General features: G+C 28.0%; 26 protein-coding genes and 1 other annotated feature. Of the genes, 7 read left to right on the top strand and 19 right to left on the bottom strand.

The annotated features are described in order from the left end of the window. Positions 1-197: 197 nt before the first annotated feature. Positions 198-2,033, bottom strand: a complete 1,836-nt coding sequence (locus ACTG44_RS06785) for an SH3 domain-containing protein (protein ID WP_479921492.1) — start codon at positions 2,031-2,033, stop codon at positions 198-200. Between the two features lie 314 nt (positions 2,034-2,347). On the opposite strand from ACTG44_RS06785, the gene ACTG44_RS06780 reads away from it, so the two are divergent. Both ACTG44_RS06780 and ACTG44_RS06775 read left to right on the top strand, forming a co-directional pair. Beyond that, the gene (locus tag ACTG44_RS06780) at positions 2,348-3,085 is read left to right on the top strand and encodes an NAD-dependent protein deacylase (RefSeq protein ID WP_021384028.1); all 738 of its coding nucleotides are present in this window, start codon (positions 2,348-2,350) and stop codon (positions 3,083-3,085) included. A 120-nt stretch (positions 3,086-3,205) separates the two neighbouring features. After that, a complete protein-coding gene (locus ACTG44_RS06775; protein WP_021384031.1) occupies positions 3,206-3,526 on the top strand; it encodes a MazG-like family protein in 321 nt (106 codons plus the stop codon). A 186-nt stretch (positions 3,527-3,712) separates the two neighbouring features. On the opposite strand, the gene ACTG44_RS06770 is transcribed toward ACTG44_RS06775, so the two are convergent. Next, the gene (locus tag ACTG44_RS06770; RefSeq protein WP_021384055.1) at positions 3,713-3,853 is read right to left on the bottom strand and encodes a hypothetical protein; all 141 of its coding nucleotides are present in this window, start codon (positions 3,851-3,853) and stop codon (positions 3,713-3,715) included. Between the two features lie 270 nt (positions 3,854-4,123). On the opposite strand from ACTG44_RS06770, the gene ACTG44_RS06765 reads away from it, so the two are divergent. Continuing rightward, entirely contained in the window at positions 4,124-4,792 is a 669-nt protein-coding gene (locus ACTG44_RS06765) for a TMEM164 family acyltransferase (protein WP_021384003.1), read from the top strand. Positions 4,793-4,884: 92 nt separating this feature from the next. On the opposite strand, the gene ACTG44_RS06760 is transcribed toward ACTG44_RS06765, so the two are convergent. The 7 genes from ACTG44_RS06760 to ACTG44_RS06730 all read right to left on the bottom strand — a co-directional run bounded on the left by ACTG44_RS06760 (position 4,885) and on the right by ACTG44_RS06730 (position 10,139). Beyond that, positions 4,885-6,336, bottom strand: coding sequence for a leucyl aminopeptidase (locus ACTG44_RS06760; RefSeq protein WP_479921491.1), 1,452 nt, complete (start codon positions 6,334-6,336; stop codon positions 4,885-4,887). 15 nt (positions 6,337-6,351) lie between these two features. After that, positions 6,352-6,792, bottom strand: a complete 441-nt coding sequence (locus tag ACTG44_RS06755) for a MarR family winged helix-turn-helix transcriptional regulator (RefSeq protein ID WP_479921490.1) — start codon at positions 6,790-6,792, stop codon at positions 6,352-6,354. Between the two features lie 248 nt (positions 6,793-7,040). Further along, on the bottom strand, positions 7,041-7,475 hold the full coding sequence (ytfJ, locus tag ACTG44_RS06750) for a GerW family sporulation protein (RefSeq protein ID WP_479920035.1): 435 nt from the start codon (positions 7,473-7,475) through the stop codon (positions 7,041-7,043). Further along, on the bottom strand, positions 7,429-8,061 hold the full coding sequence (locus tag ACTG44_RS06745) for a DUF2953 domain-containing protein (protein WP_021384013.1): 633 nt from the start codon (positions 8,059-8,061) through the stop codon (positions 7,429-7,431). The genes ytfJ and ACTG44_RS06745 overlap by 47 nt, the downstream gene beginning before the upstream one ends. 190 nt (positions 8,062-8,251) lie before the next feature. Continuing rightward, a complete protein-coding gene (gene scpB, locus ACTG44_RS06740) occupies positions 8,252-8,791 on the bottom strand; it encodes an SMC-Scp complex subunit ScpB (protein WP_021384030.1) in 540 nt (179 codons plus the stop codon). A gap of 1 nt (position 8,792) precedes the next feature. Continuing rightward, positions 8,793-9,512: a segregation and condensation protein A gene (locus ACTG44_RS06735; protein ID WP_479921489.1), complete on the bottom strand. Its 720-nt coding sequence runs from the start codon at positions 9,510-9,512 to the stop codon at positions 8,793-8,795. 30 nt (positions 9,513-9,542) lie between these two features. Then, on the bottom strand, positions 9,543-10,139 hold the full coding sequence (locus ACTG44_RS06730; protein ID WP_021384047.1) for a site-2 protease family protein: 597 nt from the start codon (positions 10,137-10,139) through the stop codon (positions 9,543-9,545). 259 nt (positions 10,140-10,398) lie between these two features. On the opposite strand from ACTG44_RS06730, the gene ACTG44_RS06725 reads away from it, so the two are divergent. The 3 genes from ACTG44_RS06725 to ACTG44_RS06715 all read left to right on the top strand — a co-directional run bounded on the left by ACTG44_RS06725 (position 10,399) and on the right by ACTG44_RS06715 (position 12,313). Further along, entirely contained in the window at positions 10,399-10,893 is a 495-nt protein-coding gene (locus tag ACTG44_RS06725; RefSeq protein WP_479918408.1) for an N-acetyltransferase family protein, read from the top strand. A gap of 140 nt (positions 10,894-11,033) precedes the next feature. After that, complete coding sequence (locus ACTG44_RS06720) at positions 11,034-11,870, top strand: AraC family ligand binding domain-containing protein (RefSeq protein ID WP_021384016.1); 837 nt, start codon at positions 11,034-11,036, stop codon at positions 11,868-11,870. A gap of 20 nt (positions 11,871-11,890) precedes the next feature. Then, positions 11,891-12,313, top strand: coding sequence for a DUF2000 domain-containing protein (locus ACTG44_RS06715; RefSeq protein WP_479921488.1), 423 nt, complete (start codon positions 11,891-11,893; stop codon positions 12,311-12,313). Positions 12,314-12,477: 164 nt separating this feature from the next. Here the strand turns inward: ACTG44_RS06715 and ACTG44_RS06710 are convergent, their stop codons facing one another. The 3 genes from ACTG44_RS06710 to ACTG44_RS06700 form a co-directional block, all read right to left on the bottom strand. Next, on the bottom strand, positions 12,478-13,641 hold the full coding sequence (locus ACTG44_RS06710; RefSeq protein WP_021384057.1) for a D-alanyl-D-alanine carboxypeptidase family protein: 1,164 nt from the start codon (positions 13,639-13,641) through the stop codon (positions 12,478-12,480). A gap of 53 nt (positions 13,642-13,694) precedes the next feature. Continuing rightward, a complete protein-coding gene (locus ACTG44_RS06705; RefSeq protein ID WP_021384062.1) occupies positions 13,695-13,895 on the bottom strand; it encodes a CD1290 family small acid-soluble spore protein in 201 nt (66 codons plus the stop codon). A 207-nt stretch (positions 13,896-14,102) separates the two neighbouring features. Continuing rightward, a complete protein-coding gene (locus tag ACTG44_RS06700) occupies positions 14,103-15,779 on the bottom strand; it encodes a ribonuclease J (protein ID WP_079746946.1) in 1,677 nt (558 codons plus the stop codon). Positions 15,780-15,995: 216 nt separating this feature from the next. Between ACTG44_RS06700 and ACTG44_RS06695 the strand changes: the two genes are divergently transcribed. Beyond that, a complete protein-coding gene (locus tag ACTG44_RS06695) occupies positions 15,996-16,733 on the top strand; it encodes a metal-dependent hydrolase (protein ID WP_021384024.1) in 738 nt (245 codons plus the stop codon). Positions 16,734-16,849: 116 nt separating this feature from the next. On the opposite strand, the gene ACTG44_RS06690 is transcribed toward ACTG44_RS06695, so the two are convergent. The 7 genes from ACTG44_RS06690 to mnmA all read right to left on the bottom strand — a co-directional run bounded on the left by ACTG44_RS06690 (position 16,850) and on the right by mnmA (position 25,166). Then, positions 16,850-17,308: a Fur family transcriptional regulator gene (locus ACTG44_RS06690; protein ID WP_021384065.1), complete on the bottom strand. Its 459-nt coding sequence runs from the start codon at positions 17,306-17,308 to the stop codon at positions 16,850-16,852. Positions 17,309-17,590: 282 nt separating this feature from the next. Next, positions 17,591-17,878 carry a DUF1292 domain-containing protein gene (locus ACTG44_RS06685; protein ID WP_021384007.1) on the bottom strand — a complete coding sequence of 96 codons (288 nt, stop codon included), beginning with the start codon at positions 17,876-17,878 and terminating at the stop codon, positions 17,591-17,593. A 77-nt stretch (positions 17,879-17,955) separates the two neighbouring features. Continuing rightward, positions 17,956-18,381 carry a Holliday junction resolvase RuvX gene (gene ruvX, locus ACTG44_RS06680; protein ID WP_021384054.1) on the bottom strand — a complete coding sequence of 142 codons (426 nt, stop codon included), beginning with the start codon at positions 18,379-18,381 and terminating at the stop codon, positions 17,956-17,958. A gap of 153 nt (positions 18,382-18,534) precedes the next feature. After that, positions 18,535-20,706, bottom strand: a complete 2,172-nt coding sequence (locus tag ACTG44_RS06675) for a hypothetical protein (protein WP_479921487.1) — start codon at positions 20,704-20,706, stop codon at positions 18,535-18,537. 9 nt (positions 20,707-20,715) lie between these two features. Beyond that, positions 20,716-20,973: an IreB family regulatory phosphoprotein gene (locus ACTG44_RS06670; protein WP_003419418.1), complete on the bottom strand. Its 258-nt coding sequence runs from the start codon at positions 20,971-20,973 to the stop codon at positions 20,716-20,718. 24 nt (positions 20,974-20,997) lie between these two features. Beyond that, positions 20,998-23,637: an alanine--tRNA ligase gene (gene alaS / locus ACTG44_RS06665; protein WP_479918404.1), complete on the bottom strand. Its 2,640-nt coding sequence runs from the start codon at positions 23,635-23,637 to the stop codon at positions 20,998-21,000. A 67-nt stretch (positions 23,638-23,704) separates the two neighbouring features. Further along, positions 23,705-23,944, bottom strand: a binding site (T-box leader). Between the two features lie 142 nt (positions 23,945-24,086). After that, positions 24,087-25,166 (bottom strand): tRNA 2-thiouridine(34) synthase MnmA, encoded by a 1,080-nt coding sequence (gene mnmA, locus ACTG44_RS06660; RefSeq protein WP_021384032.1) that lies wholly within the window; start codon positions 25,164-25,166, stop codon positions 24,087-24,089. Between the last annotated feature and the right edge of the window lie 36 nt (positions 25,167-25,202).

Here is a 25,202-nt window from a genome sequence, read left to right as displayed (position 1 = left end):
CAAAATTATCTTTTATATATTATTACCACTTTTTATCTATTTCTATCTATTATTCACTTATCTTTACTTAGAATTAATATTATAACATAAAAATTTTGCTAATATTAACTTTATACCTTGTAAATTATATACAAAAAGACTATAGATAATTTAAATAAAATGAAAACTACCCATAGTCTGTATTTTTTACTTATGTATTACTTGTATTGAGGAACCTCAAAAACTAAACTGCTTCCTCCTCCATAAAGACCAATTAGATTTTCCATAATCCCAGAAATTCCATTCGCCCAATTTACATCAGTTGCATATTGATGCCATGTATAATCATAATTCCACTTCATCTTGTAAATAGTATTTTGATTATATTTAGAACTGTTTATATAATTTTGAGATATCCACTTTGCAGAACCATCTATAGTAGCTTCTACACTAGTCCATCCATTAGAGTATGCTGCTTCTGCCCCTGAAACATTAGCACTTTTATCTATTGCTCCTATTCCAAAAAAATTGTATACTTTAACTGGTTTACTAAGAGGTTGTCCCTTATAAGATGTTAGCGTCTGACCTTGTGCAAGTGTAGATTTGCCATAGGCAGTTTCCCACATAGCATGTGATACCAGATATACAACATCTATATTGTACTTCTTAGCAGCATTTATAAATGCTGCTCCTTGATTTTTAAAGATACTAGAAGATAGACCATTAAGATATGAGTTTAAACTCGATTCTGAAATACCTCCTCTATAACTATTAATCTTCAAAAACTGCATCATACCTTTAGTAGTATTTGTAAAGTTTTTAGGATTTAAATAATACTCTATATCACTTGAACTTGCATTTACAAATGAACTTGTTCTCTGGGCTGAAAAAGTACTATATTCAGGACTTGGAGTGCTTTTTCTATTTCCTGGTGCTACTACATTTCCTCCTGCTGCTGCTTTCTCAACTTGTTTACTTATGTGAGATGCTAAAGTATAACTCAAAGATTTATAATCAATTTTAGCTCCACTTATACCAGACATTCCATTTACTTGACCTGATGATGATGAATTATTTCCACTATTATTAGAATTACTATTTGAGTTATCATTATTCGAGTTATCATTATTCGAATTGTCATTGCCTGTTGAATTGGATAAATAATTACCTACTACAAAGGCTTCTTTATTATTAAAATTAATTTTAGCCCATCCACTACTTTCTGATAGTACTTCTACTTTACTTCCTTTATAAACCTTTCCTAACTTACTATATGTAGAACCAGGTCCACTCCTTACATTTAAAGAAGCTGTATTTACAACTTTGTCAGTATTTTTTTTATCATTATTTTGATTAGAATTATCTGAATTACTTTGGCTTACATCTGATAAGTACATACTAGATACATATGCATCTTTTCCATTATACTTTATTTTAGACCATCCATTACTCTCTGAAAGTACTTCCACTTTACTTCCTTTTGGTAACTTACCTAATAAACCATAACTTGTATTCGGCCCACTTCTTACATTTAGTGAAGTTGTATTTACTTGTTTAGTTTTTGAGTTATTAGTTGAGTTTGAAACATCTCCTAAATAAGAACTAGATACATATCCTAATCTTCCATCATATTTGATTTTAGACCATCCATTACTCTCTGATATTACTTCTACCTTTTGTCCTTTTTTTAATACAGTTATTATTCTATAACTTGTACCTGCTCCATTTCTCATATTTAAACTATTTGAAGTAACTTGTTTTTCTTTATTTGTAGATGTTCTTAAAGAATCACCATTTGATTTTGCTATATATTTTGACGAAGCCCAACCTTCTTGTCCAGATTCAGCTTTTATTTTATACCATCCATCAGAAGAGTCTTTAATCAAAACCTTGTCATCTTTCTTAGCAACAAAGGCTATACTACTTTCGGCAGTTGGCTCATTTCTTACATTTAAATAATTTATAGTCACTATACCTACATCACCATCAGCATGTGCATTTATCATACTTAAGGGTAATACAGCTAATGTTGCTAACGCTGCTTTTTTCTTCACGTACTTCCCCGCCCTTCTTATACACTAAAACAATTTTAATATAATTATACGACAACTTGTGATTTTAGTAAATATTGTCTATTTACATTTTGTATACATTCTTTTTATAAATTCTTTATTCTTCTTATTAAGCTATAGTTTTTTTAAATATGAAAATAGATTTTTTTTATAGTACTTGTAATGTTACATGTGATTACCACATAAATTTATTTTGAGAATACCAAACTTATTTTAAAAACACTGAGTTCTAATAAAGTAACATAAACATCCTAATATGTAGTACAATTTATATATAATAATTTGGAGGTGTAACTATGGATGCAAATAACTTAAAAGAATTGATAGCTAATCATAACAATATAGTATTTTTTGGTGGAGCTGGTGTGTCAACTGAGTCTAATATCCCAGACTTTAGAAGTTCTACTGGACTGTTTAGTCAGAAACTTAATAAACAATTTACTGCTGAACAATTAGTTTCACATACTTTTTTTGTTAGATACCCAGAAGATTTTTTTGAATTTTATAAAGATAAATTAATATATCCTAATGCAAAGCCAAACAATGCTCACATAGCTTTAGCAAAACTAGAAGAGATGGGTAAGCTTAAAGCAGTGATAACTCAAAATATTGATGGTCTTCATCAAATGGCTGGAAGTAAAAATGTTTTAGAATTACATGGCTCTGTACACAGAAATTATTGCACTAAATGTGGTAAGTTTTTTGATTTAGAAGCTATGTTAAACTTAGGTGGTAATATTCCTTACTGTGACAACTGTGGTTCTATAGTAAAACCTGATGTAGTGCTTTATGAAGAAGCTCTCGACAATGATGTTATTACTAAAACAATCTCTGCTATAAGTAATGCTGACTTACTAATCATAGGGGGTACATCATTAGCTGTATATCCAGCTGCAAGTTTTATAGATTATTATAAAGGTAACTATATAGCTCTTATTAATAAAGCAAATACAGTTTATGATAAATCAGCTTCTCTTGTAATAAATAAGCCTATTGGAGAAGTTTTATATGATGCTGTATTAAGACAAATGTAGATTTATTTCACTATTTTTACTATATATATGAGTTTTTATGTTGAATTTAAAGTTTATTTTTAGTATTATCTTTGTTATGATGTTTTAGTAAAAATATGAATAACTTGAAAGGAGCTTTTTATGAAACTAAAAACTATATCCTTACCAGAACTTAATAATTTAGACCCAACACTAGAATCTACATTTATCAAAATGGGTGAAGAACAAGGTGAATTAGCTGAATGTATAGGTAAATTCAGAAATCTAAGTGGAGAAAATAATGACTTAGATGAAGTTGATATTATAAAGAAAACTGCTAAGGAGCTAATGGATGTAGCTCAGACATGTGTTACTATGATGTTTAAGCTAGAAGAGCAATATGGTATTAATCTTGATGAAATACGCAAAGAACATATAAGTAAGTTAGAAAAAAGAGGCTACATAAAAAATATAGATAAGTAAGATTTATTGTTTGTACATTTTTATTGCTTGTACATTATTGAAGTAAATATTTAAAGATGGTATCACAAAATGATTTTTTACTTACATTTGAAATACCATCTTTTTTATTTATATCATTTTTAATATTTTTATAAAAATTTAAAATTCTTTAAGTAAATTTACTTTTACCATCAAGTTTTTATTACCCTATTCCTTTCGCCTTTCTTCATAAAGTTTACTGTATTCTTCCACAGCTTCATCCCATGCTTCTATATCATCTATCCCCTTTTCAACAGCTAATAAATGAACCATCTCAGCCAATTTTGATGCTGACTCTATTATTCCCATTTGCTACACCCTCTCTATTGTCAAATACTTACAAAAACTGTTAATTAGTTCTAATATTTGTTATTATTATTTCCAAAAACTCTAGTAAATAAAAATTTTTTTATTTTTTGACATGATTAGAATATATCTACAAAACAATAGAATGTTTTTAATTATCAAAATTTCTATAAAAAATCTAACTATTATTAAATTTTTTATATATTAAATTGAGAGATAATGAATATATTTATATAGATACATATTAAAATTTATTATAGGAGAGAATATTATATGTTTAAAATTTTTCTTTTTTCTAGTGAACAATTTGTAAGCCTCTTTATATTTGGATTGTTTTTATACTATTGTCCAAAACTAACAAAAAATATTTTACCTTATAGCTACACCGTTGAGAAGATAATTTGTACATTAATGGTAATAGTTATGGCTTTAGAGCAATTCTTAATTATTTCTTCTGGTAATTATAGTACTCTAAACTCTTTACCAATTGGAATTAATTATATCTGCATATACCTGTGTATAGCTATACTTGTTTTTAAACAGTATCATCTTTTTAACATCTTTTTTTCTTGGAGTTTAGTTTGTTCAGTTGGAGAACTCATTTTTTCTAAAAACTTGGGTTATGAATTTCCTAGCTTAATATATTTTATATTTGTCTTTTCTAAGTGTCTGATAATTTATGCAAACATCTATATGGTCGATGTTAGAAAATTTAAAGTTAACAGATACGCACTTAGAGATAATTTAGCTATTTGTTTAATTTATTTTTCATTCATATTTTTACTAAACACATTTACAAATTCACAATACTATTATGGATTTTTAAGCCATAGTATAACTGCTATTTTTACATTTATTTTTGTTACTAGTATTATGTACATACCCGCTCTTTTATCTAATAGAGATACTTTTATACTTGAAAAAAAGAAAAAGAGTAAATAGTTTATTTAAATTCAAAAATAAAGCCACATAGATAATCTTATATATAAAAATTATCTATGTGGCTTTATAAGTTATATTTTATGATTGTTCCTTTACATTTCTGCTAAATAGTACAAAGTTCTAACAGGTTCTCCTGTTGCTCCCTTTGATTTGTATCCAATTGATTTTGATGATGTACTTGTTCCGGCGATATCCATATGTATCCATGGAGTATCACCAACAAATTCACCAATAAAAGCTCCGGCTGTTATACACCCAGCATTTTTACCTCCTATGTTTTTAAGGTCTGCTTCTTCTCCTTTTATCATATCTATAAATTCATCATAAATTGGCATCTTCCATACTCTTTCTCCAGACAAAGTAGATGCTTTTTCTAATTCACAATAGAATTCATCATTATTTGTAACTACAGGAGTTGCAACATTACCCAATAATGTTAAAGCAGCACCAGTTAATGTAGCTACATCAACTACCTTTGTTGCTTTTTCATTATTTATAATGTAATATATTGCATCAGCTAATGTAAGTCTACCTTCTGCATCTGTATTTAAAACTTCAATAGTTTTCTTTGCCATAGAATTAATTATATCCCCAGGTTTATATGAGCCTCCTGATAAAGAATTCTCACATGCAGCTATTACTGATATAACATTTTTCTTTAGTTTATTTTGAGATATAGCACACATAGCGCCTATGACACTTGCAGCACCAGCCATGTCTGTTTTCATGTCTAACATAGAAGCATTTGATTTTAAAGAATATCCACCTGTATCATAAGTCAATCCTTTACCTACTAATCCTAGTATATCTTTACTTTCTTTATTCCCAAAATATCGCATCACTATAAATCTTGGTTTATTAACAGAACCTCTTGAAACAGCAAAAAAAGCTTCCATTCCCAATGCTTTTATTTTTTCTTCTTCATAAACTTCAACATTAAATCCGAACTCTGCACCAAGTCTAATTGCTTCTATTGCTAATGTTTTTGGATAGATTATATTTGATGGTTCATTGACTAGGTTTCTAGCTATTATATTTGAATTAGCTAACACCATTGATTTTTCAATTTGACATTCAGCTTCCTTATCAGTAAATATAATTATATTATCAATTTCTCTTTTTTTAGAATCCTTGTCTTTTGTCTTATATTTATCGAACTTATAATTTCCAAGTAATACACCTTCTGTAAAAGCACCAATTTCATCGCTATTTAAATCAAGATTCAGTATATTAATGTTATTACTCTTGTATTCTTTATTTTTCAATATATTTTTTAACTTCTTACATAAGTTTCCACCTATGATTCTAATTTTTTCTCTATTTAATAACTCCCTCTTACCAAAACCAACAAAACAAATACTTACTAAATTACCATTTTCAAGTAATGTTACAGTATCTATATTATTCTCTTTAGCTTTAAAGTTTTTACTTACAGTATTTAATTCTTCAAATGTTGTAGAAACATCTTCATCATCAAACATTGCTACTACTGTTATAGCATTCTCTAGGTTTTTTAATATTTCTTTAGAGCATTTTATCTTCATACTAAATTCTCCTTTTTAAAATAATTGTTCTATTATGTTTTTGGATTCTTCTAAAGAAGCAAATAATTTATCTTTATTATCTATATCTAAGCAGTCCATTTTATCACTTATTATAGAAACAAACTTTAATATTTCATCATCTAATATCTTTTCTCCATTTTTAGTTATGCCATAAAATGTATTTCGTCTATCTCTACTATCTTCTTCCCTATACACATAATCTTGTTCAACCAATTTATTAAGTAGTATACATAAACTAGAAGTAGATACATGCAAATCTCTACTTAAATTTTTAAGCTCTATTTTATCATGTTTTCTTATTTTTACTAAGGCAAAAAATTGCCTTTCTGTAAGAATCTTGCTTTTTTTATATCTTTCATTATTAATAATTTTTATTAAATTATGAAAGTTATTCATACTTTCTAACAACAAAATAGATAACTCTTTATCGTTCATAACACTCACCTCAAAACTAATGATTTATAACTCCCTCTTATATCCTCAAATACGTTTATATATCTATAACATAATACTTTCTTTTCTTTTTATAATTATACTATATATCAACTTTATTATCTATTTAAATTGTTTTAAACTAAAATCTTACTAAAGATAAACGTTTAAGTTACACAGCAAAATAGTGGGATTTATACTAATCCCACTACTTTATTTGTAAGAACATCTATATTTGTAAATATTTTATCTTATTTTTGCATATTGTTTTTATCTTGATTTTTATTGCTTTGAGATATATTTTGAATTTTCTCCAATACTCTAGGAGTTATAGATAATATATTATCTACAAGATTAATGTTACTATCTAAACTCATTATTCTAGTCTCTCCACTTTCAACAACTACAAATGCTACTGGTTGCACAGATATAGCACCTGCGCTACCTCCAGCAAAATTTGTATCTGCTTTTTCATTTTTTGATTCAATTTCTTTATCTTTCTCATCATATCCTTTTGAGTATTCTCCTCCTCCTATACCAAATCCAATCGTAACCTTTGATATAGGTACAACTACTGTAGTATCTGTTTTTATAGGGTCTCCTATAATAGTATTTGCATCTATAGAACCTTTAATTGTTTCAAGAGTTGTTTCCATAAGACTTTGTATCGAACCTGTTGCTCTCATTACTATCACCTTCCTTATAATTTCCTTTATTCTTATTCATAATTTTATTAATCATTATTATAGTGCGAAATAAATCTTTTATTCTTGACCTTATATGTATCCTTATATTTCCCAAAACATAATCTTTTGTAAAATCCGGATTTACATTTAAATACATTTTTTCTGCATCAATTATATTAAATAAATTTCCATATAGCGTATTTATTAATACATACACAGAAGATGTTAAGCCGATATTTTCAGTTCCAAAATTAATATTTGAATAAAGTTCATGTATTTTTATTTTTTTTAATAGTCTATAAACGCTTAAAAGGTCATCAGCTAATAATATACTTGAATCTATATTATTCTTCATCCCTTCTTTTTTATCATTATTTTTACTATTTTCAGCTGGATAAAGTTGTCTATTTATATTTATTAAATTAAACATGTATTTTATATTAATTGTTAGAAGAATATCGTTGTTATTTATATCAGCTATTAATAAGATGTTTATATGTGACATTAAAATCAATATAAGTATACTTATTATAAAAATTATAGCTATTATTAAATACTTAAAATTAAATAATTCATTAAACTCCATGTTTATATTATCATCAAAAAATTACTATTTATACTTAATTATCCATATTTATTTCGATATAATTCTAATTTTGTATTTACATAAAAAAACACAATAACTTAGAGCCTTTTAAATCCTTAAAAATTTAAAATTGCAAACTAAATCATTGTGTTTTTTAACTTTAATACTATCACTATACATATATAACATTTTATTCATTTGTCGCTACTTCTTGATAATTTTCTATAGGAGGTAACTCTTCAAGAGTTTCTATATTCAATAATTTTAAAAATTCATCCGTTGTTTTATAAATTATCGGTTTGCCTATCTTGTTAAGCCTCCCAGCCTCTCTTATAAGCTCATTTTCAAATAAAGTTTGTAGTACCTTATCACATTTTACTCCTCTTATATCTTCTATCTCCACTTTTGTTATTGGTTGTTTATAAGCAATTATAGTAAGAGTTTCTAATGTAGCTTGACTCAAACTTTTCTTTTTCTTTGGTTCAATAATCTTCTTTATATATTCTGCATAATCTTTATTTGTACACATTTGGTATTTGTTTTCTAACTTAATTATCTGGATACCTCTATTTTTTTCTCTATATTCCTCAATAAGTGAATTTAACATAATCTCTATCTCTTTTGATGAAAGTTCTTCATTTATTATATAGTTTAATTCTTTTATACTTATTGGTTCTCCATATGCAAACATAACAGATTCTATAATATACTTTATATCTTCTCTTTTCATTTTAACACTCCGAACTTTTTCTTATTAGAATATCATCAAAAAATATATCCTGCACTACTACTATTTCTTTTTCTTTTATTAGCTCTAATATAGATAAAAATGTAGCAATTATTTCATCATTTTCATATGATTTTATGATATTTGTAAAAGTAACTTCAAGCTTCTCTTTTATAATATCTCTTATATATAATATTTTTTCTTCTACAGATATTATCTTCTTCCTTACTATTTTATCTAGTTTCTCATCATTAGAATTTTCAATTTGTGATGTTTTAACTTTAAATATGTATGGAAGTATATTTTTTATTGCTTCTATTGATATATCTTCTAAATCTACATTATCATCAATAATTATTTCTTCTTTATTTCTATAAAATCTCTCATTGACACAAGCTACATTTTCTTTTATATCTTGTGATGCTATCTTGAACTTTCTATATTCTTCTAATTTTTCCATAAGTTCTATCCTTGGGTCTTCTTCTTCATCCTTTTGTTTATAAAGTAGATATTTGGATTTTATCTCTAGGAGTTTTGATGCCATAGTTATAAATTCACTAGTTATTTCTAAGTCCATTTTATCTAATAATTTCAGATAATTTAAATACTGCTTAGTTATATCTATTATAGATATATCCTTTATGTCTATCTTATGTTTTGTTATTAAATCATACAGTAAATCTAATGGCCCCTCATAGACTTGCAATTGTATATTATACTTCATATCAATCCCTCTTTAATCTATTTATTTGTATTAAACAAATAAATATACTATTTTTAGTAACACAGCATATATTGGTGTTAATATTATTCTATATATACCAGTAAATAAAGCAATTAATAAAATTATATAACTCATACTTTCAAATTTATACACATATTCATTCCATTTATATGGTACAAATGTAGATATTACTCCCCATCCATCAAGTGGTGGTATTGGAAGTAAATTAAAAGCGGCAAATCCAATACTATATAAAAACACGTATTCAGCTATTGTGTTTATCGCATACATATGCACATACTTATTTATAATTACACAAAGTATGGCGGTCAAAAGATTACAAAAAACACCTGCAAGTGAAACTATCAGATTTCCTATCTTGTAGTTTTTAAAGTTATTTGGGTTTACTGGTACTGGTTTTGCCCATCCTATTCTAAGAATAAACATAGCCAAAAGACCAATTGGGTCAACATGTCTTACAGGATTTAATGTCATTCTACCATAAGATTTAGCTGTATCATCTCCCAATAAGTGAGCTGAATAAGCATGGCCAAACTCATGTATTGATATTGCCATAGCTATACCAACTAAACTTGCTACTATTTCTCCTATATTCATACTTAACATTAATGTACATCTCCTAAATTAAATTTTTAATATTATTATAACAATTAAATAACTTATAAGCAAAATTATTTTATATTATAATGATTTTAGCATACAGACATAAAATTAAAATTCACTTTTTATTTTATAACTTTTATTATTATATCATATTCACTGTGAAAATATAATAATTACACCTATTGTAAATACAATATTATGTTGACATGAATTGACATTATTGTTATTTTATTTATGTATCACTGATGAAAGGAGTACTAAAATGAACAATATTGTGGGAAAAAATGAACTTAAATTTAGATATGCAGTTGAATCAGATACACATCTTATTCTAAATTTCATAAAGGAACTTGCTTCTTATGAGAATCTGTTAGATGAAGTTGTTGCTACAGAAGAGATACTCAATGAATGGCTATTTGTAAAGAAAAAAGCTGAGGTTCTGATTGGTGAATATGATAATAAAGCTATAGGCTTTGCTCTATTTTTTCATAATTTTTCGACTTTTCTTGGTCGTGCAGGAATTTATTTAGAAGACTTATATGTTAAGCCAGAGTTTCGTGGTAAAGGATATGGTAAAGCATTTTTAAAAAAATTAGCAAGCATCGCCATAGAACGTGGATGTGGTCGTTTGGAGTGGTGGTGCCTAGATTGGAACAAACCAAGTATAGATTTTTACATATCAATGGGTGCAGAGCCAATGAAAGATTGGACAGTATATAGAATTGCTGGAGATACACTTAATAATTTAGCAAAATAAATTACATATAAATAAAAATAGCAACTAAAATAGATAAAGTTGCTATTTTTTTATTCATATTTAGATTTTAGTCAATATCATACAAGAACTACAAAAAAATATGTGTTACACTTTGTATAATGTGAAGGGAGGTTACTTAAGTGAAACAAGAAGAGCGCACAGTATGTTTTGATAAAGAATTGAAAGTCGAAGCATATAGATTTAAAGGTATAATGCAAAAATTCCCAAACCATTTTCATGAACATTATGTAATTGGTTTTATAGAAAAAGGTCAAAGATATTTATCTTGTAAAAATAAAGAGTATACTACCAGTACTGGGGATTTACTACTTTTTAACCCTTTTGATAGTCATACTTGTGAACAAATAGATAACAAAGTACTCGATTACAGATGTATAAATATTAAGCCAGAAATAATGAAAAAAACTGTATTTGAAATTACGGGTGAAAATTATTTACCTAAGTTTAATCAATCTGTAATATTTCGTAGTGAGCTAGTACCTCTACTACAAGAATTACATCATATAATCATGGAAGAAGAACTAGATTTTAAAAAAGAGGAACTTTTTTTCTTTCTAATTGAACAATTAATTGAAGAATATACAGAACCAAATCTGCAATTTAACTTAGAGAAAACAAGTATAGAAATCCAAGCAGTCTGTGACTATTTAGAAAACAATTATGCTGAACATATATTGCTTGATGAATTAAGTACTATAGCAGGAATGAATAAATACTCATTACTTCGCAACTTTACAAAATTAAAAGGTATTACACCATATAGATACTTAGAAAATATACGAGTAAATAAGGCTAAGAGACTTTTGGAAAAAGGGGTAGAACCTATAGATGCTGCCATACAGACAGGATTTGTAGACCAAAGTCACTTTACAAATTTCTTTAAGAACTTTATTGGTCTTACACCAAAGCAGTATCAAAACATATTTATAAACAATGACAAAAACAACTTCAAATAAAACGAAAAGGGGAATTAAAAATGGAAACTAAAAATTCAAAATGTATTATGGTAATAGATGAAAATTTACCAATGGGAATTATATCAAATACAGCAGCTATAATGGGAATCACACTAGGAAAATATGCACCAGAAACTGTTGGTTCAGATGTGATTGATAAAACAGGAAATAGTCACTTAGGAATAGTCGAACTTCCTGTACCTATTTTAAAAGGAAACAAAGAACTTATAAAAGATTTACGTAAAAAACTATATAGTACTGACTTTGAAGAACTAACTGTTGTAGACTTTTCAGATGTTGCACAAAGCTGTAATGTTTATGATGAGTTTATTCAAAGAATTGCTAATGTACCAGAAGATGAACTACAGTATTTTGGTATAGCAATCTATGGAAACAAAAAGAAAGTAAATAAACTTACTGGTAGCATGCCTTTACTTAGATAAATATTAAATAATATTTTAAGTTTTATATATTTTTCTAACTCTCTATAAAAAACATAAAATTATAAAATCCTTCTATAAACAATAAATAAAAATACCCCTATAGTAAATAATTCTATACGGGTATTTTTTATGTGGATTATGGTTGTATATCATTTGGTAATTATTTATATCATATTATCAATTATTCTTTGAAGCATTTGTAGATAGCTTGCCTTATTTATATCTTTAGTATTTATTAATTCCACTTCGCCTATTACTTTTTTATCCTTACATATCTTTATCTTTCCTAAAACAGTTCCTTTTTTAATTGGCATTTTAGGATTTTTTACTATTTCAATTTTCTTCTCAAATTCTTTAGAACTTCCTTTTTTGATAAGAGCATTTAAATCTTCCTTAGCAACTAATTTAACTTTGTTTTCATCAGCCTTATCCAATGTAAGTGTTGCTATATTATCTCCTTTACTGCATAGCTTAACGCTTTCATAATTAGCAAATCCATAGTTCAAAAGACTAGATGCATCGTTAAATCTTTCTGGAGAAGTCTCTGCTCCCAAAGTTGCTGCAACCAGATGAGTATTACCTCTCTTTGCAGCTGCTGATAAACAGTATTTTGCTTCTTGAGTAAATCCAGTTTTAACACCAGTTGCTCCTTGATAATGCTTTATAAGTTTATTAGTATTTGCAAGACCTACTGTAACTTGTTTTTTTCCTACTACAACTTTATCCATCCATGTAGTTAAGTATTTACTTATCATTTCATGCTTTAACAGTTCTCTAGACATTAAAGCTATATCATGAGCAGATGTATAGTGATTTGCAACTGGAAGTCCATTTGTATTTGCAAAATGAGTATCATTCATATTTAACTCTTTTGCTTTAGCATTCATTCTATCAACAAATCCTTCAACACTTCCAGCTAAATGTTCAGCCATAGCAACACAGGCATCATTTGCTGAAGCAACAGCTATACCTTTTAATAATGTATCAACCTTTTGAGTTTCTCCTGGCTCTAAGAATATTTGACTACCACCCATACTAGATGCAGTTTCACTTACTTGAACTTCATCATCAAGCTTAACCTTACCTGAATCCAAAGCTTCTACGATAAGTAGCATTGTCATTACCTTTGTTACACTTGCAGGAGGAAGCTTTTTATGAGCATCCTTTTCATATAAAATTTGTCCACTGCCAACATCCATCAAAATTGCTGATTTTGAAGATATATTTAGTTGGTTGGCATCAGCATTTTCCTTATTATTTGCAAAAGAAAAGCTTAAAGGAGTAAACGCAAGTAATATAGCCAAAGCAGTACTAGCTAATTTTTTCATCGATGTCACCTCTTAAAGTTTATTTAAACTTATTTTCTCACATTTAACTTTTTTTATTCTAAATGCCTAGATATACCTTGACCTAAATTTTTTTTCTTCTCAAGCTTTTTAAAATAACCTTCTAAAACACCTTTATTAGATGCATTTTCTATTATTTCAAAAGCATCTTCATAATTCATTCCATATTCTCCTGCTATTTCCATTTTAGTTTGTTTCAAAGCTTTTATAGCATTTTGTCTTGAAATATTATCCATAAGAATCCTCCTATTAGTAAAATTTATATATAATTAGTTTTTACTAATAAAAGATTGTTATAATTGGTATTTTATGTAATATATATATTTTCAACATGATAAATTAAAAAGACCCCTTATAATTCTTAAGATAGTATCAATTGGATTTTTGATATTATTTTAAAAATTATAAGAGGTCTAATTTTCAATTTTATAGTTTTTTATATATTACACTTCCATTATTATAGGAAGTATCATTGGATTTCGTTTAGTTTTTTGATATAAATATTCTTTTAAGTTTTCTTTGATATTATTCTTTAAATAAGCCCACTCTTTAATATTTTTCTCTTCACATTCATTTAAGACATTCTTGATTATATCTTTTGCTCCATCCATTAAATCTTCTGACTCTCTTACATATACAAAGCCTCTAGAAATTATGTCTGGACCTGCCAAAACTTTACCTTCATCCTTAGAAATAGTCACTACAACTATCATAAGACCATCTTCTGATAAATGCTTTCTATCTCTTAAGACTATATTACCTACATCGCCCACACCTAATCCATCGACTAGTATGTTTCCTGTTTGTATACGATTTGCTACTTTAGCAGAATTCTTATCTAATTCCAAAACATCTCCTGTTTGCATGACAAAAATATTTTCTTTGTCCATACCAAGTTGTTCAGCTATTTCAGCATGTCTTTTTAACATTCTATATTCACCATGAGCTGGCATAAAAAATTTAGGTCTAACTAATGCATGTATCAATTTTAATTCTTCCTGACAGGCATGTCCAGAAACGTGTATATCAGCTATATCGCTATAAACTACTTCTGCTCCCTTTTCAAATAAGAAATTGATTACTCTTGATATTAATTTTTCATTTCCTGGTATTGGATGAGCAGATATTATAACTAAATCGCCACTCTTTATTTCTACTTTTTTGTGTTCTGAAAAAGCCATTCTAGCAAGAGCTGACATAGGTTCACCTTGTGAACCAGTTGTTATTATCACTAATTCACTATCTTCATATTTGCATATATCATTTAAATCTATAAGCATATCATCAGAAATATCTAGATATCCTAATTCTTTTGCAACTCCAACTACATTGACCATTGAGCGACCTGATATAGCAACTTTTCTATTAAACTTTTCAGCTGTATTTATTATTTGTTGTAATCTGTGTATGTTGGATGCAAACGTAGCAACTATAATCCTTCTGCCATTTCCTTTTGCAAATAATTCATCAAGACCTACTCCAACAGTCTTTTCAGACATAGTAAATCCTGGTTTTTCTGCATTAGTACTATCAGCTAGCATTAAAAGAACTCCTTTTTTGCTTAACTCACAGAGTCTATGCATATCCATAACATCACCATCAATAGGAGTCAAATCAATCTTAAAGTCTCCTGTATGGTATATTATACCTTGGTCTGTGTGTACTGCAATAGAGTAAGCATCTGGTATACTATGATTATTTTTCAAAAACTCTACTTCCATGTTATCAAGTTTTATAACTTGTCTTGGAGTTATGACATTTAACTTAACATTATTCATCTTATGTTCTTTAAGTTTCACTTGTATAAGACCTATACTAAGTCTTGCTCCATACACAGGCACATTTATTTTCTTTAATATATATGGAAGAGCCCCTATATGGTCTTCATGTCCATGTGTAATAAATATACCCTTTATTTTATCCCTATTTTTGACTAAATAAGTTATATCTGGTATAACTATATCTACCCCTAACATTTCATCTTCTGGAAAACTAAGTCCAGCATCTATAACAATTATTTCATCTTTATACTCAACAACAGTCATATTTTTTCCAACTTCGTTAAGTCCACCTAAGGCCATTACCTTTATCTTGTTGGTGTTCTTTTTGAACAATTGCATCATCTCCTTCTGTCTATTTAATTTTTTAACACGTTCTACAATCCTAAATAATATCAAATCACGCACTCGCTACCAGTTATTCTTATTGTACCATAATTCGTATCATATTTTAAGCTATATTTAAAATACATTTAACGTATTATTTTGACAAACCTATTTTATTTTGATATCCTCTAAATATTATATAATTTAATATCGGATATTTTAGGAGGATTTATGCGTGGTAAAACTCATTGTGCAATAGGAATCTTAACAGCTATCCAAACGTCTTTGATATTTAAAATTCCTATATCTTTAGTTGACATTTTAGTTTCAGCTACTTTCGCTGTACTGCCCGATTTGGATAAATCTAATTCTATGGTCTCAAATTTTATTCTAAAAAACAATATATCCAAATACATATATAGAATTTTTATATATGCTGTTAATATTATTATTTTCTTTATTTCAATAAATATAAATGATAATTTTTATTTAAGTGCAATAATTACATTTATTGCAATTATAATTATTGAAGCAAAACTAACCCACACGTTTCTTAGAAAAGTTTTTCTATCATTAATATTTATACTATTAGCTATATGCTTATACATCATAGAAGTTGAAATATATTTTACAATTTTTTGTCTAATGTTGTCAATTTTTCCCTGGTTGAAGCACAGAAGTTTTTCTCATAGCATATTTGCAACTATAATAATATATTTTTTACTAAAACAGATAGAATTAATCACTAGTATTAATAATTTATCTTTTTATGGGACACTTGGTTATGCAAGTCATATGTTTTTAGGAGATTTATTTACAAAACAAGGAATACCAATTTTTTATCCGTTAAGCGAGAAAAAAATTTCTTTAGGTTTTTTAACAGTTGGAGGTCCATTTAGTAATTTTATAGAAAAATCATTCATTTTCATACTTATAGGATTAATTATATTTTCGATATTAAAACTATAAACACTTTGAAAATTATATATTTATATCTTATAACTGATTTATAATAAAAAATGGAAGAATAGCATAGAATATAAAAGTTCTATACTATTCTTCCATTGACATTAAGCAATAGAAGGTTATTCTTCTGAGTCGCTTATTCCATTACACTCATCACATAGTCCATAAAATTTAACATCATGATCAAGTATTTTAAATTTGTACAATGATTGTATCTCTTTTTCTATATTGTCTAAAAGGTCTTCTTTAGCTTCCATTATCTTTCCACAATTTTTACAAATAAGATGATGATGATTATGACAGTCTTCTTTATGTAGACTAATCTCATATCTTATACATCCATCGTCTAAGTTTAGTTTTGATATTAATCCTATTTCATCTAACAACTGCATTGTTCTATATACAGTAGCTAAACCTATCTCAGGACAGTCAACCCTAACTAAATCATAGATTTCTTCACTACTTAGATGTGAATGGTCATGTTTAAGCAATATTTCAACTATTGCTCTTCTTTGTGGCGTAATCTTAAAACCAGTTTCTTTTAACTTGTCTTTTAATAAATCCATTGTGTTTGCCATAACATCACCCTTACTATTTTCAATTGATAATCTTTATTAAATAATATTGTAATTGATAATTCATTTTTTGTCAAGACATTTGAAAAAATTTAATTTATTCTCACAATATAAATATATACCCATAAAAGATATATTATTCACCAAAATCTATAATTTTTTTAATATTTTTAATAAAAAATAAAAAAACAGATACATACTACAAATGCTTTTTATAATTAATAAATCTTAATTATAGCAAATATAATAAATATCTGAATTTTTATATCAAACTTAATTCTTTATCTAGTTAAGTCCATTTGAGTCATCTTCATCGTAATTTAAACCTTCTTCTTCCATTATAGCAGTATATACAGCTACAACAGTTTCGTACTCTTCATCACTTTCTAAAGGTATTAATATTTCACCTTCTTCGTCTTCATCAATTCTGAAGATTAAAGCTTCTTCAGCCTCTTCATCATCTAAAGGCATTAATATTGCATATTCTTTTCCTTCTGCTTCTAATGTTAATATTATTTCAAATTGGCTTTCAACGCCATTTTCGTCTATTAAATTTATTATATTTTCTTCCATAATGTCATTCACCTCAAATTTATTTTTATTTTTATTATTTATATTATATATCATAAGTATTCAATTTTATAGCTCTTTTATGAATTTATTTTAAAATCTAAATATCCTTGCAAAATTATTACTGCAGCTAACATATCTATAACCTTTTTTCTTTTTTGTCTACTTACATCTGCCTCTAATAGAGATCTTTCTGCTGCTACTGTAGAAAGTCTCTCATCCCAAAAATCTACATCAAGACCAGTTTCTTCTTTTACTAACTCACAAAACTTGATTACTTTTTCTCCTTGTGGACCTAGAGTTCCATTCATATTTTTTGGCAATCCTGATACAATTTTATTTACTTGCTTTTCTTTTATTATTGCTTTTATTTCTTCAATATCTTTTTTCTTACCAACTCTTCTTATTGTTTTTACACCTTGTGCAGTTAATCCCATTAAATCACTCACAGCAACTCCAATAGTTTTATCACCAACATCAAGCCCCATTATTCTTCCGTCTAACATATTGCCTCCTCTGTTTATTTATATTCTACAAGTTAAATACATATTATCAATCATAAAAATTGCAATATGATTTTTCGATGTAAACTGTTCAGTTTACATTAGTAATCATATTGCATTTTTTATTTAAATAGTATATAAACAGTAAAAAATTCTTTAGTTATTTTTTTCAAATATTATCATATTTATACTTATTATTATAAGTGGTATAAGTATATATATAGATGCTGTAGATGCCGCAACTATACCAGAATCGTTAACTAAAAGAGTAATTATACAACCAACCATAGATGCAATAAAACCTTTAAATAAGATTGGGAAGTTGTTCATTATCTTCCTAAAGTGTCTAGATGGCTTGAATATAAGTACTGCAATTACTCCAATTCCTACAAGTAAAATATTTACCCATACACTTGTCTGTGCTAATTGCATATTCATTTGAATTTTTCTTCCAAATGTCTGTAATATCTCTCCTGGCCCATTTAGGAAAATTCGCTGTACAAACATACCTAAATGAGATTCACTACCTGAAACTATATCTAAAGCTGCAAATGCACAAACGACAACCACAGCTGAAATAGCCAGTAATAGAACTTTCTTAAAGTCTAATTTAATATCATATATAAGCATTATAAACAACAAATATGCTACACATTCCGATATAGCTCCACCAACATTTGCCCCCATTGAAGGATATGCACTAGTTATAAGTATTATTAATGAAAAAATTACAACAAGTGCTTTAGAGACCTTCTTATAATGTAATAGTACTGCTAAACCAAATACTGCACTTGCTATAGTTACACCTTCATATTCATTTCCTACTCCATAGTATCTAGCTCCAATAACAGCATCATAACTCATTATGTTATTTTGCATTAAATATGTTCCAAATACAGAATCTATAACTATGACCAAAATAGTAAGTGTCGCAAAAAATCCCATGTGTTTTATATCATTGTCTTTAAATAATTTTCTACCCAGTAAGTATAATATTAATGTAGTAGCAAATATCCCTAGAGATATTGAAAGTGGAGTTTTAAAATTCATCAAAGGAGCTAACATAAATGATAGTGGCATTATTATACCCAATTTTATAAACTCTTTAAGTACTTTGAATACACGCTCTTTATGTGGCATGTGATTTCTAAAGAAAACTGCAAACATTGCAATTACCCAAGAGGCAGATATCACTCCTACAAATCCATTTATAATACTTGACCTTATTGAAGATATAGATACTATCCTTTCATAAAGTGATTTCAGATAACTGGCATTGTCTTCTTTGTTTACCAAAGTGTAACTTCTGCCTACCATCTCTTTATTTTTAAGACCAAATTCATTTAATATATCTACTCCAACATCTAGATTTGCAACAATCCCAGCCTTTCTTGTTGTGGCCGATTCCAATAGACCTTTCCCTTCTCCACTAAATTTTATTATTGGAGAAAGTCTTCTTTTATTTTTATAATCTAAATCGCTTGGGAACGCACTTGATATATAAACAGTGTCATTTTCTCCAACCATAGAAAATACTTGTTCAAGATATTTATTTATATTTTTTACAATGTTTTTCTTCATTGTAGCATAAGTATTATCATTTAGGTTCAATCTATACATATCTAATCTATATGTATCTCCAAGTTCCACAAATATAGCATCGCTATTATTATAAGATTTTTTAGTCTCATCTAGTAACTTATTATAGTCTGTAGACATTCCAAATGGCATTTTAGAATCTTTCTTGTTAATATCATCAATATTACCTAAATCAATTCTTCCATATTGGTCCATAGCAACTAAACATAGATTTCTATTTTTAATTACTTGATTATTTTCAATAATGTCAGAATTTCCAATCACAGATGTCTTTAAACCATTTTCAGATAAAGTTTTACCTAATGAACCTAAGTTTGCTCCATACTCTCCATACTCAAGATTTTCGTTTATAGATTTATTAATACTTAAATCATTTATTTCTTTAGCTTTTTGACCTGTTGCAACTTCAAAAACTTTAGAAGTATCTTGGTCTACTTTTTGAAAATTGATATAGTCTTCAGTAGTTACACTAGCTCTTGTTCCTGCACCCATACTTGCATAAGACCTTCTATCGTCAGTACCTTGATCCCCTCTTATATTCATGAGAGCTATATAACCTCTCTTTTCTAACTCATTTTTTAAGATTGGGATATTCATCATACTTCCAAGATTAGTCCTATTCATATCAATAAATATAACCTTGCCTTTTTCTTCAGCAAAACTATAGCTGACAGTTGATACAAAAATCATAATGACTACCGCAAACAATGACATAATCTTTTTTCTCATTTATTTGACCTACTTTCTATTCAGATAGTGCGTGATTACTTCTTCAAGTATCTCATCTCTTTCAAATTTTTTAATTATAGCTCTTGCATTTTTATGACTAGTTATATAGCTAGAATCACCAGAAAGGAGATACCCTATAATTTGATTTATAGGGTTATATCCTTTTTCAACTAGTGCTTTATATACAAAATCAATAGTGTCTCCTACACTCATTCTATCCTCTGGTATCCCTTCAAATTTCATAGTGTAGTCTAAATCTTTTTCCAAATTAAAAACCTCCTTAAGTGAATGTTATTTAACTTGTGTCTTAATAACCTCACTTGCATAGCTTAAAGCTTGGTCAACCTTAGATACATCACTAGCTCCTGCTTGTGCCATATTAGGTCTTCCACCACCTTTTCCTCCAGCTATTTTTGCAACTTCTCTAACAATATTACCTGAATGTATTCCCTTGTCTAATACATCTTTAGTGGCAGTAACTACAAAGTTAACTTTATCATCTACTACATTTGCTAGTACCACTACACCAGAACCAAGCTTATCTCTTAGATTATCTGCTGTTTCTCTTAGTGTATCCATGTCCATACCTTCAAATTTATTAGTTATTAAATTAACTCCATTTACTTCAACTTTAGAATCAAAAATAGAATCAGCTGATTGTAAACTCATCTTAGCTTTCATATCATGTAATTCTTTAGATAAATTTTTATTCTCTTCTAATAAAGAGCTTATTCTTTGAATTAAATTATCTTCCTTAGATTTTAAGCTTACACAAACTTCAGAGATAATACCGTCTCTTTCTTTTAGATATTCATAAACAGCTTTTCCTGTTATTGCTTCTATTCTTCTTACACCTGCTGCTACTCCACCTTCAGATAATATCTTGAACATTCCTACTTGAGAAGTATTTGTCAAATGAGTTCCTCCACAAAGTTCTGTAGAATAATCTCCCATAGAAACTACTCTTACCTCATCACCATATTTTTCACCAAATAGTGCTGTAGCTCCTTTTTCTTTAGCTTCCTTTATATTCATAATATCACATTTTATGTCTAAAGACGCTAAAATAACATTATTTACTTTTTCTTCTATTACTTTTAATTCTTCATTTGATATAGCTTCAAAGTGAGTAATATCAAATCTAAGTCTTTCTGGAGTAACTAAAGAACCAGCTTGATTAACATGGTCTCCTAATACTTCTTTTAATGCCTTATGAAGTAAATGCGTAGCACTGTGATTTCTTGCAGCTGCCATTCTAATTTCTCCATCTACCAGTGTCTTCACTTTATCTCCATTGCTTATTTTTCCTGATTTTATTACACCTATATGTTTTATACTATTATTAGCTCCTTTTTTAGTATTTAGTACTTCTACAACTAGGTTTTCATTAGTTATTAATCCACAATCTCCAACTTGTCCTCCACCTTCAGGATAGAAAGTAGTATTGTCTAGTACTATAGATACCTTATCGCCTTCTTTTGCACTTTGAACTAACTCATCGTCTTTAACTATAGCTTCAATAATTCCTTCTCCATATATTTCAGTATATCCATTAAACATACTATCAACTGTAGATTCTAATTTTGATAGAGGGTCTTCCTTCCAACTTTCTCCATCCATATTTCCTCTCGCATTTCTAGCTCTTTCTTTTTGTTTTTCCATTTCTTCATTAAAAGCTTCTTCATCTACAGATAAATGTTCTTCTTCTAAGATTTCTTTAGTCAAGTCTATTGGGAAACCATAAGTATCATATAATTTAAAGGCTTCTTGACCACTTAAAACAGTTTTTCCTTCACTTTTTAATACTTCTATATAAGAATTTAATATTTCTGTTCCTTGGTCTATAGTTTCATTGAATTTTTCTTCTTCTATACCAACTACTTTTTTAATGTAGCTTTCTTTTTCAACTAAAACTGGATATGCTTTATCATTTACTTTTATAACTTCATCTATTAGTTTCTGTAAAAATAATTCTTTTACACCTAATAATTTACCATGACGAGCAGCACGTCTAAGAAGTCTTCTAAGAACATATCCTCTTCCTTCATTTGATGGAAGTACTCCATCGCTAACTAAGAACGTTACAGCCCTTATATGGTCAGTTATTATTCTTAGTGATATATCATTTTTTGGATTCTCTCCATATTTTACTCCTGTTAATTTCTCAACTGCTTCTAATATAGACTTAATTGTATCTACTTCAAAGATAGTATCAACTCCTTGCATGATACATCCCATTCTTTCAAGACCCATACCTGTATCTATATTTTTACTTTCTAATAAGCTATAGTTTCCTTCTTCATCTCTATCAAATTGAGTAAATACATGGTTCCAAAATTCCAAATATCTATCACAATCACAGCCTGGTTTACAATCTGGATTATCACATCCATACTCTTCTCCTCTATCGAAATAAATTTCTGAACAAGGACCACAAGGACCTGTACCTATTTCCCAGAAATTATCATCTTTCCCAAGTCTAACCATTCTTTCTTCTGGGAAATTCATTTCTTTTGCCCATATATCATAAGAATCATCATCTTCTTCATATACAGTTACCCAAATCTTATCTTCTGGTATATTTAACCATTCTGTAACAAATTCCCATCCCCATTTAATTGATTCTCTTTTAAAGTAATCTCCAAATGAAAAGTTACCCATCATTTCAAAGAATGTAGCGTGTCTTGCAGTTATACCTACATTTTCTATATCTCCTGTTCTTATACATTTCTGAGATGTACACATTCTTACATTTGGAGGTACTTCTACACCTGAAAAATAGTTTTTCAAAGGTGCCATACCTGAATTTATAAGTAATAAACTCTTGTCATTGTTTGGTACTAAAGAATAACTATTTGCTACATAATGACCTTTTGACTCAAAAAACTCTAAAAACTTACTTCTTATTTCGTTTAATCCCATCTTTTCCATATTATGTTCCTCCTGATAAATTTTATTTTTTCGTTTAAATAAAAAACCTCGTCCCTATAAATAAATTTATAGGGGCGAGGACAATCGCGGTACCACCCTAATTATCATAAAAACTATGATATCTTCGGAAAACCTTAGCTATAACGTAACTACCGTCAATCTCTACTTATATATTCTTTACATAATATAAATTGTTCAAGATTGCTACTAAAAGGCTGCTTCAAATATTGTATTCTAAGGGCTTCCAGCATTTTCCCTCTCTCTGTAAGACATCAAATATTTTACTATTCCTTATCACTGTATTTGCTTTTTAATTAATATACTAATTATATTACTAAATTTTACAAAATTAATCAATACTATATTTCCATATACAATAAATTTATTTTATAAACTTTATTCCACTTTAATATACTTTATTGTTTATTTTTTTAATTTTTTAGATGTTTTTATAAACTTTTCTCGATTATTCCTCCACCTACTACCAGGTCTCCATCATACATTACTACAGATTGACCTTTAGTAATAGCCCTTTGAGCTTCATCAAAAACTATTTTAATAGTATCTTCTCCTATTTTGTGAATAGTCGCTGGTGATGGTTTTGCTGAATATCTTATTTTTGCTTGAACTCTTAGTGGTTCTTCTAATTTATTTATTGATATAAAGTTAACATCTTTTGCAATAAGTTCTTTTTTAAACAATTCTTCATTATCTCCAAGAATTATAGTATTATTTATTGGATTTATATCTATTACAAACATTGGTTTCCCAAAGGTAATTCCAAGACCTTTTCTTTGACCTATTGTATAGTATAGTATACCCTTGTGTTTTCCAAGTATATTTCCTTTAGTATCTACAAAAAAACCTTCTTCAATACGCTTTTTAGAATGTTTTTTTACATAATTTGCATAGTCATTATCTTTAACAAAACAAATTTCCTGACTATCAGGCTTATTGTGGACTGCCATTCCCATTTCTTTAGCAATTTCTCTTACTCTATCTTTTTCATAATCACCTATTGGCAATAAAGTATGTTCTAGTTGTTCTTGTGTAAGATTATAAAGTGCATAAGTTTGGTCTTTTTTATCCGTAACAGATTTTTTTAGCAAATATCTTCCTGTACTTTCATCCTTTTCTATCTTTGCATAGTGACCTGTAGCCACATAATCACAACCTATTTGTCTAGCTTTCTTATAAAAATCATTAAATTTTATATGCTTATTACAAGCTATACAAGGATTAGGAGTTTTTCCTTCTAAATATTCATCTATAAAATAATCTATTACTTTTTCTTTAAATACTTCTCTAAAATTTAGAACATAAAATGGTATACCTATTTTATTTGCTACTCTTCTAGCATCTTCAACTGCTGATAAAGAGCAACAACCACCTTCATTTTCAACATCGTCATCATCTTGCCACAATTTCATAGTAACACCAATGACATCATAACCTTGTTGTTTTAAAAGATATGCAGCTACAGAGCTATCCACTCCTCCACTCATACCTATCATTACTTTTTTATTCATAAACAAATTTCACCTCATCTTTTGCATTACTTATTA

It is taken from the genome of Clostridioides sp. LIBA-2809, assembly GCF_056688965.1.
Note: the sequence above shows the minus strand (reverse complement) of the source record. Positions and strands in the feature narration are given on the sequence as shown.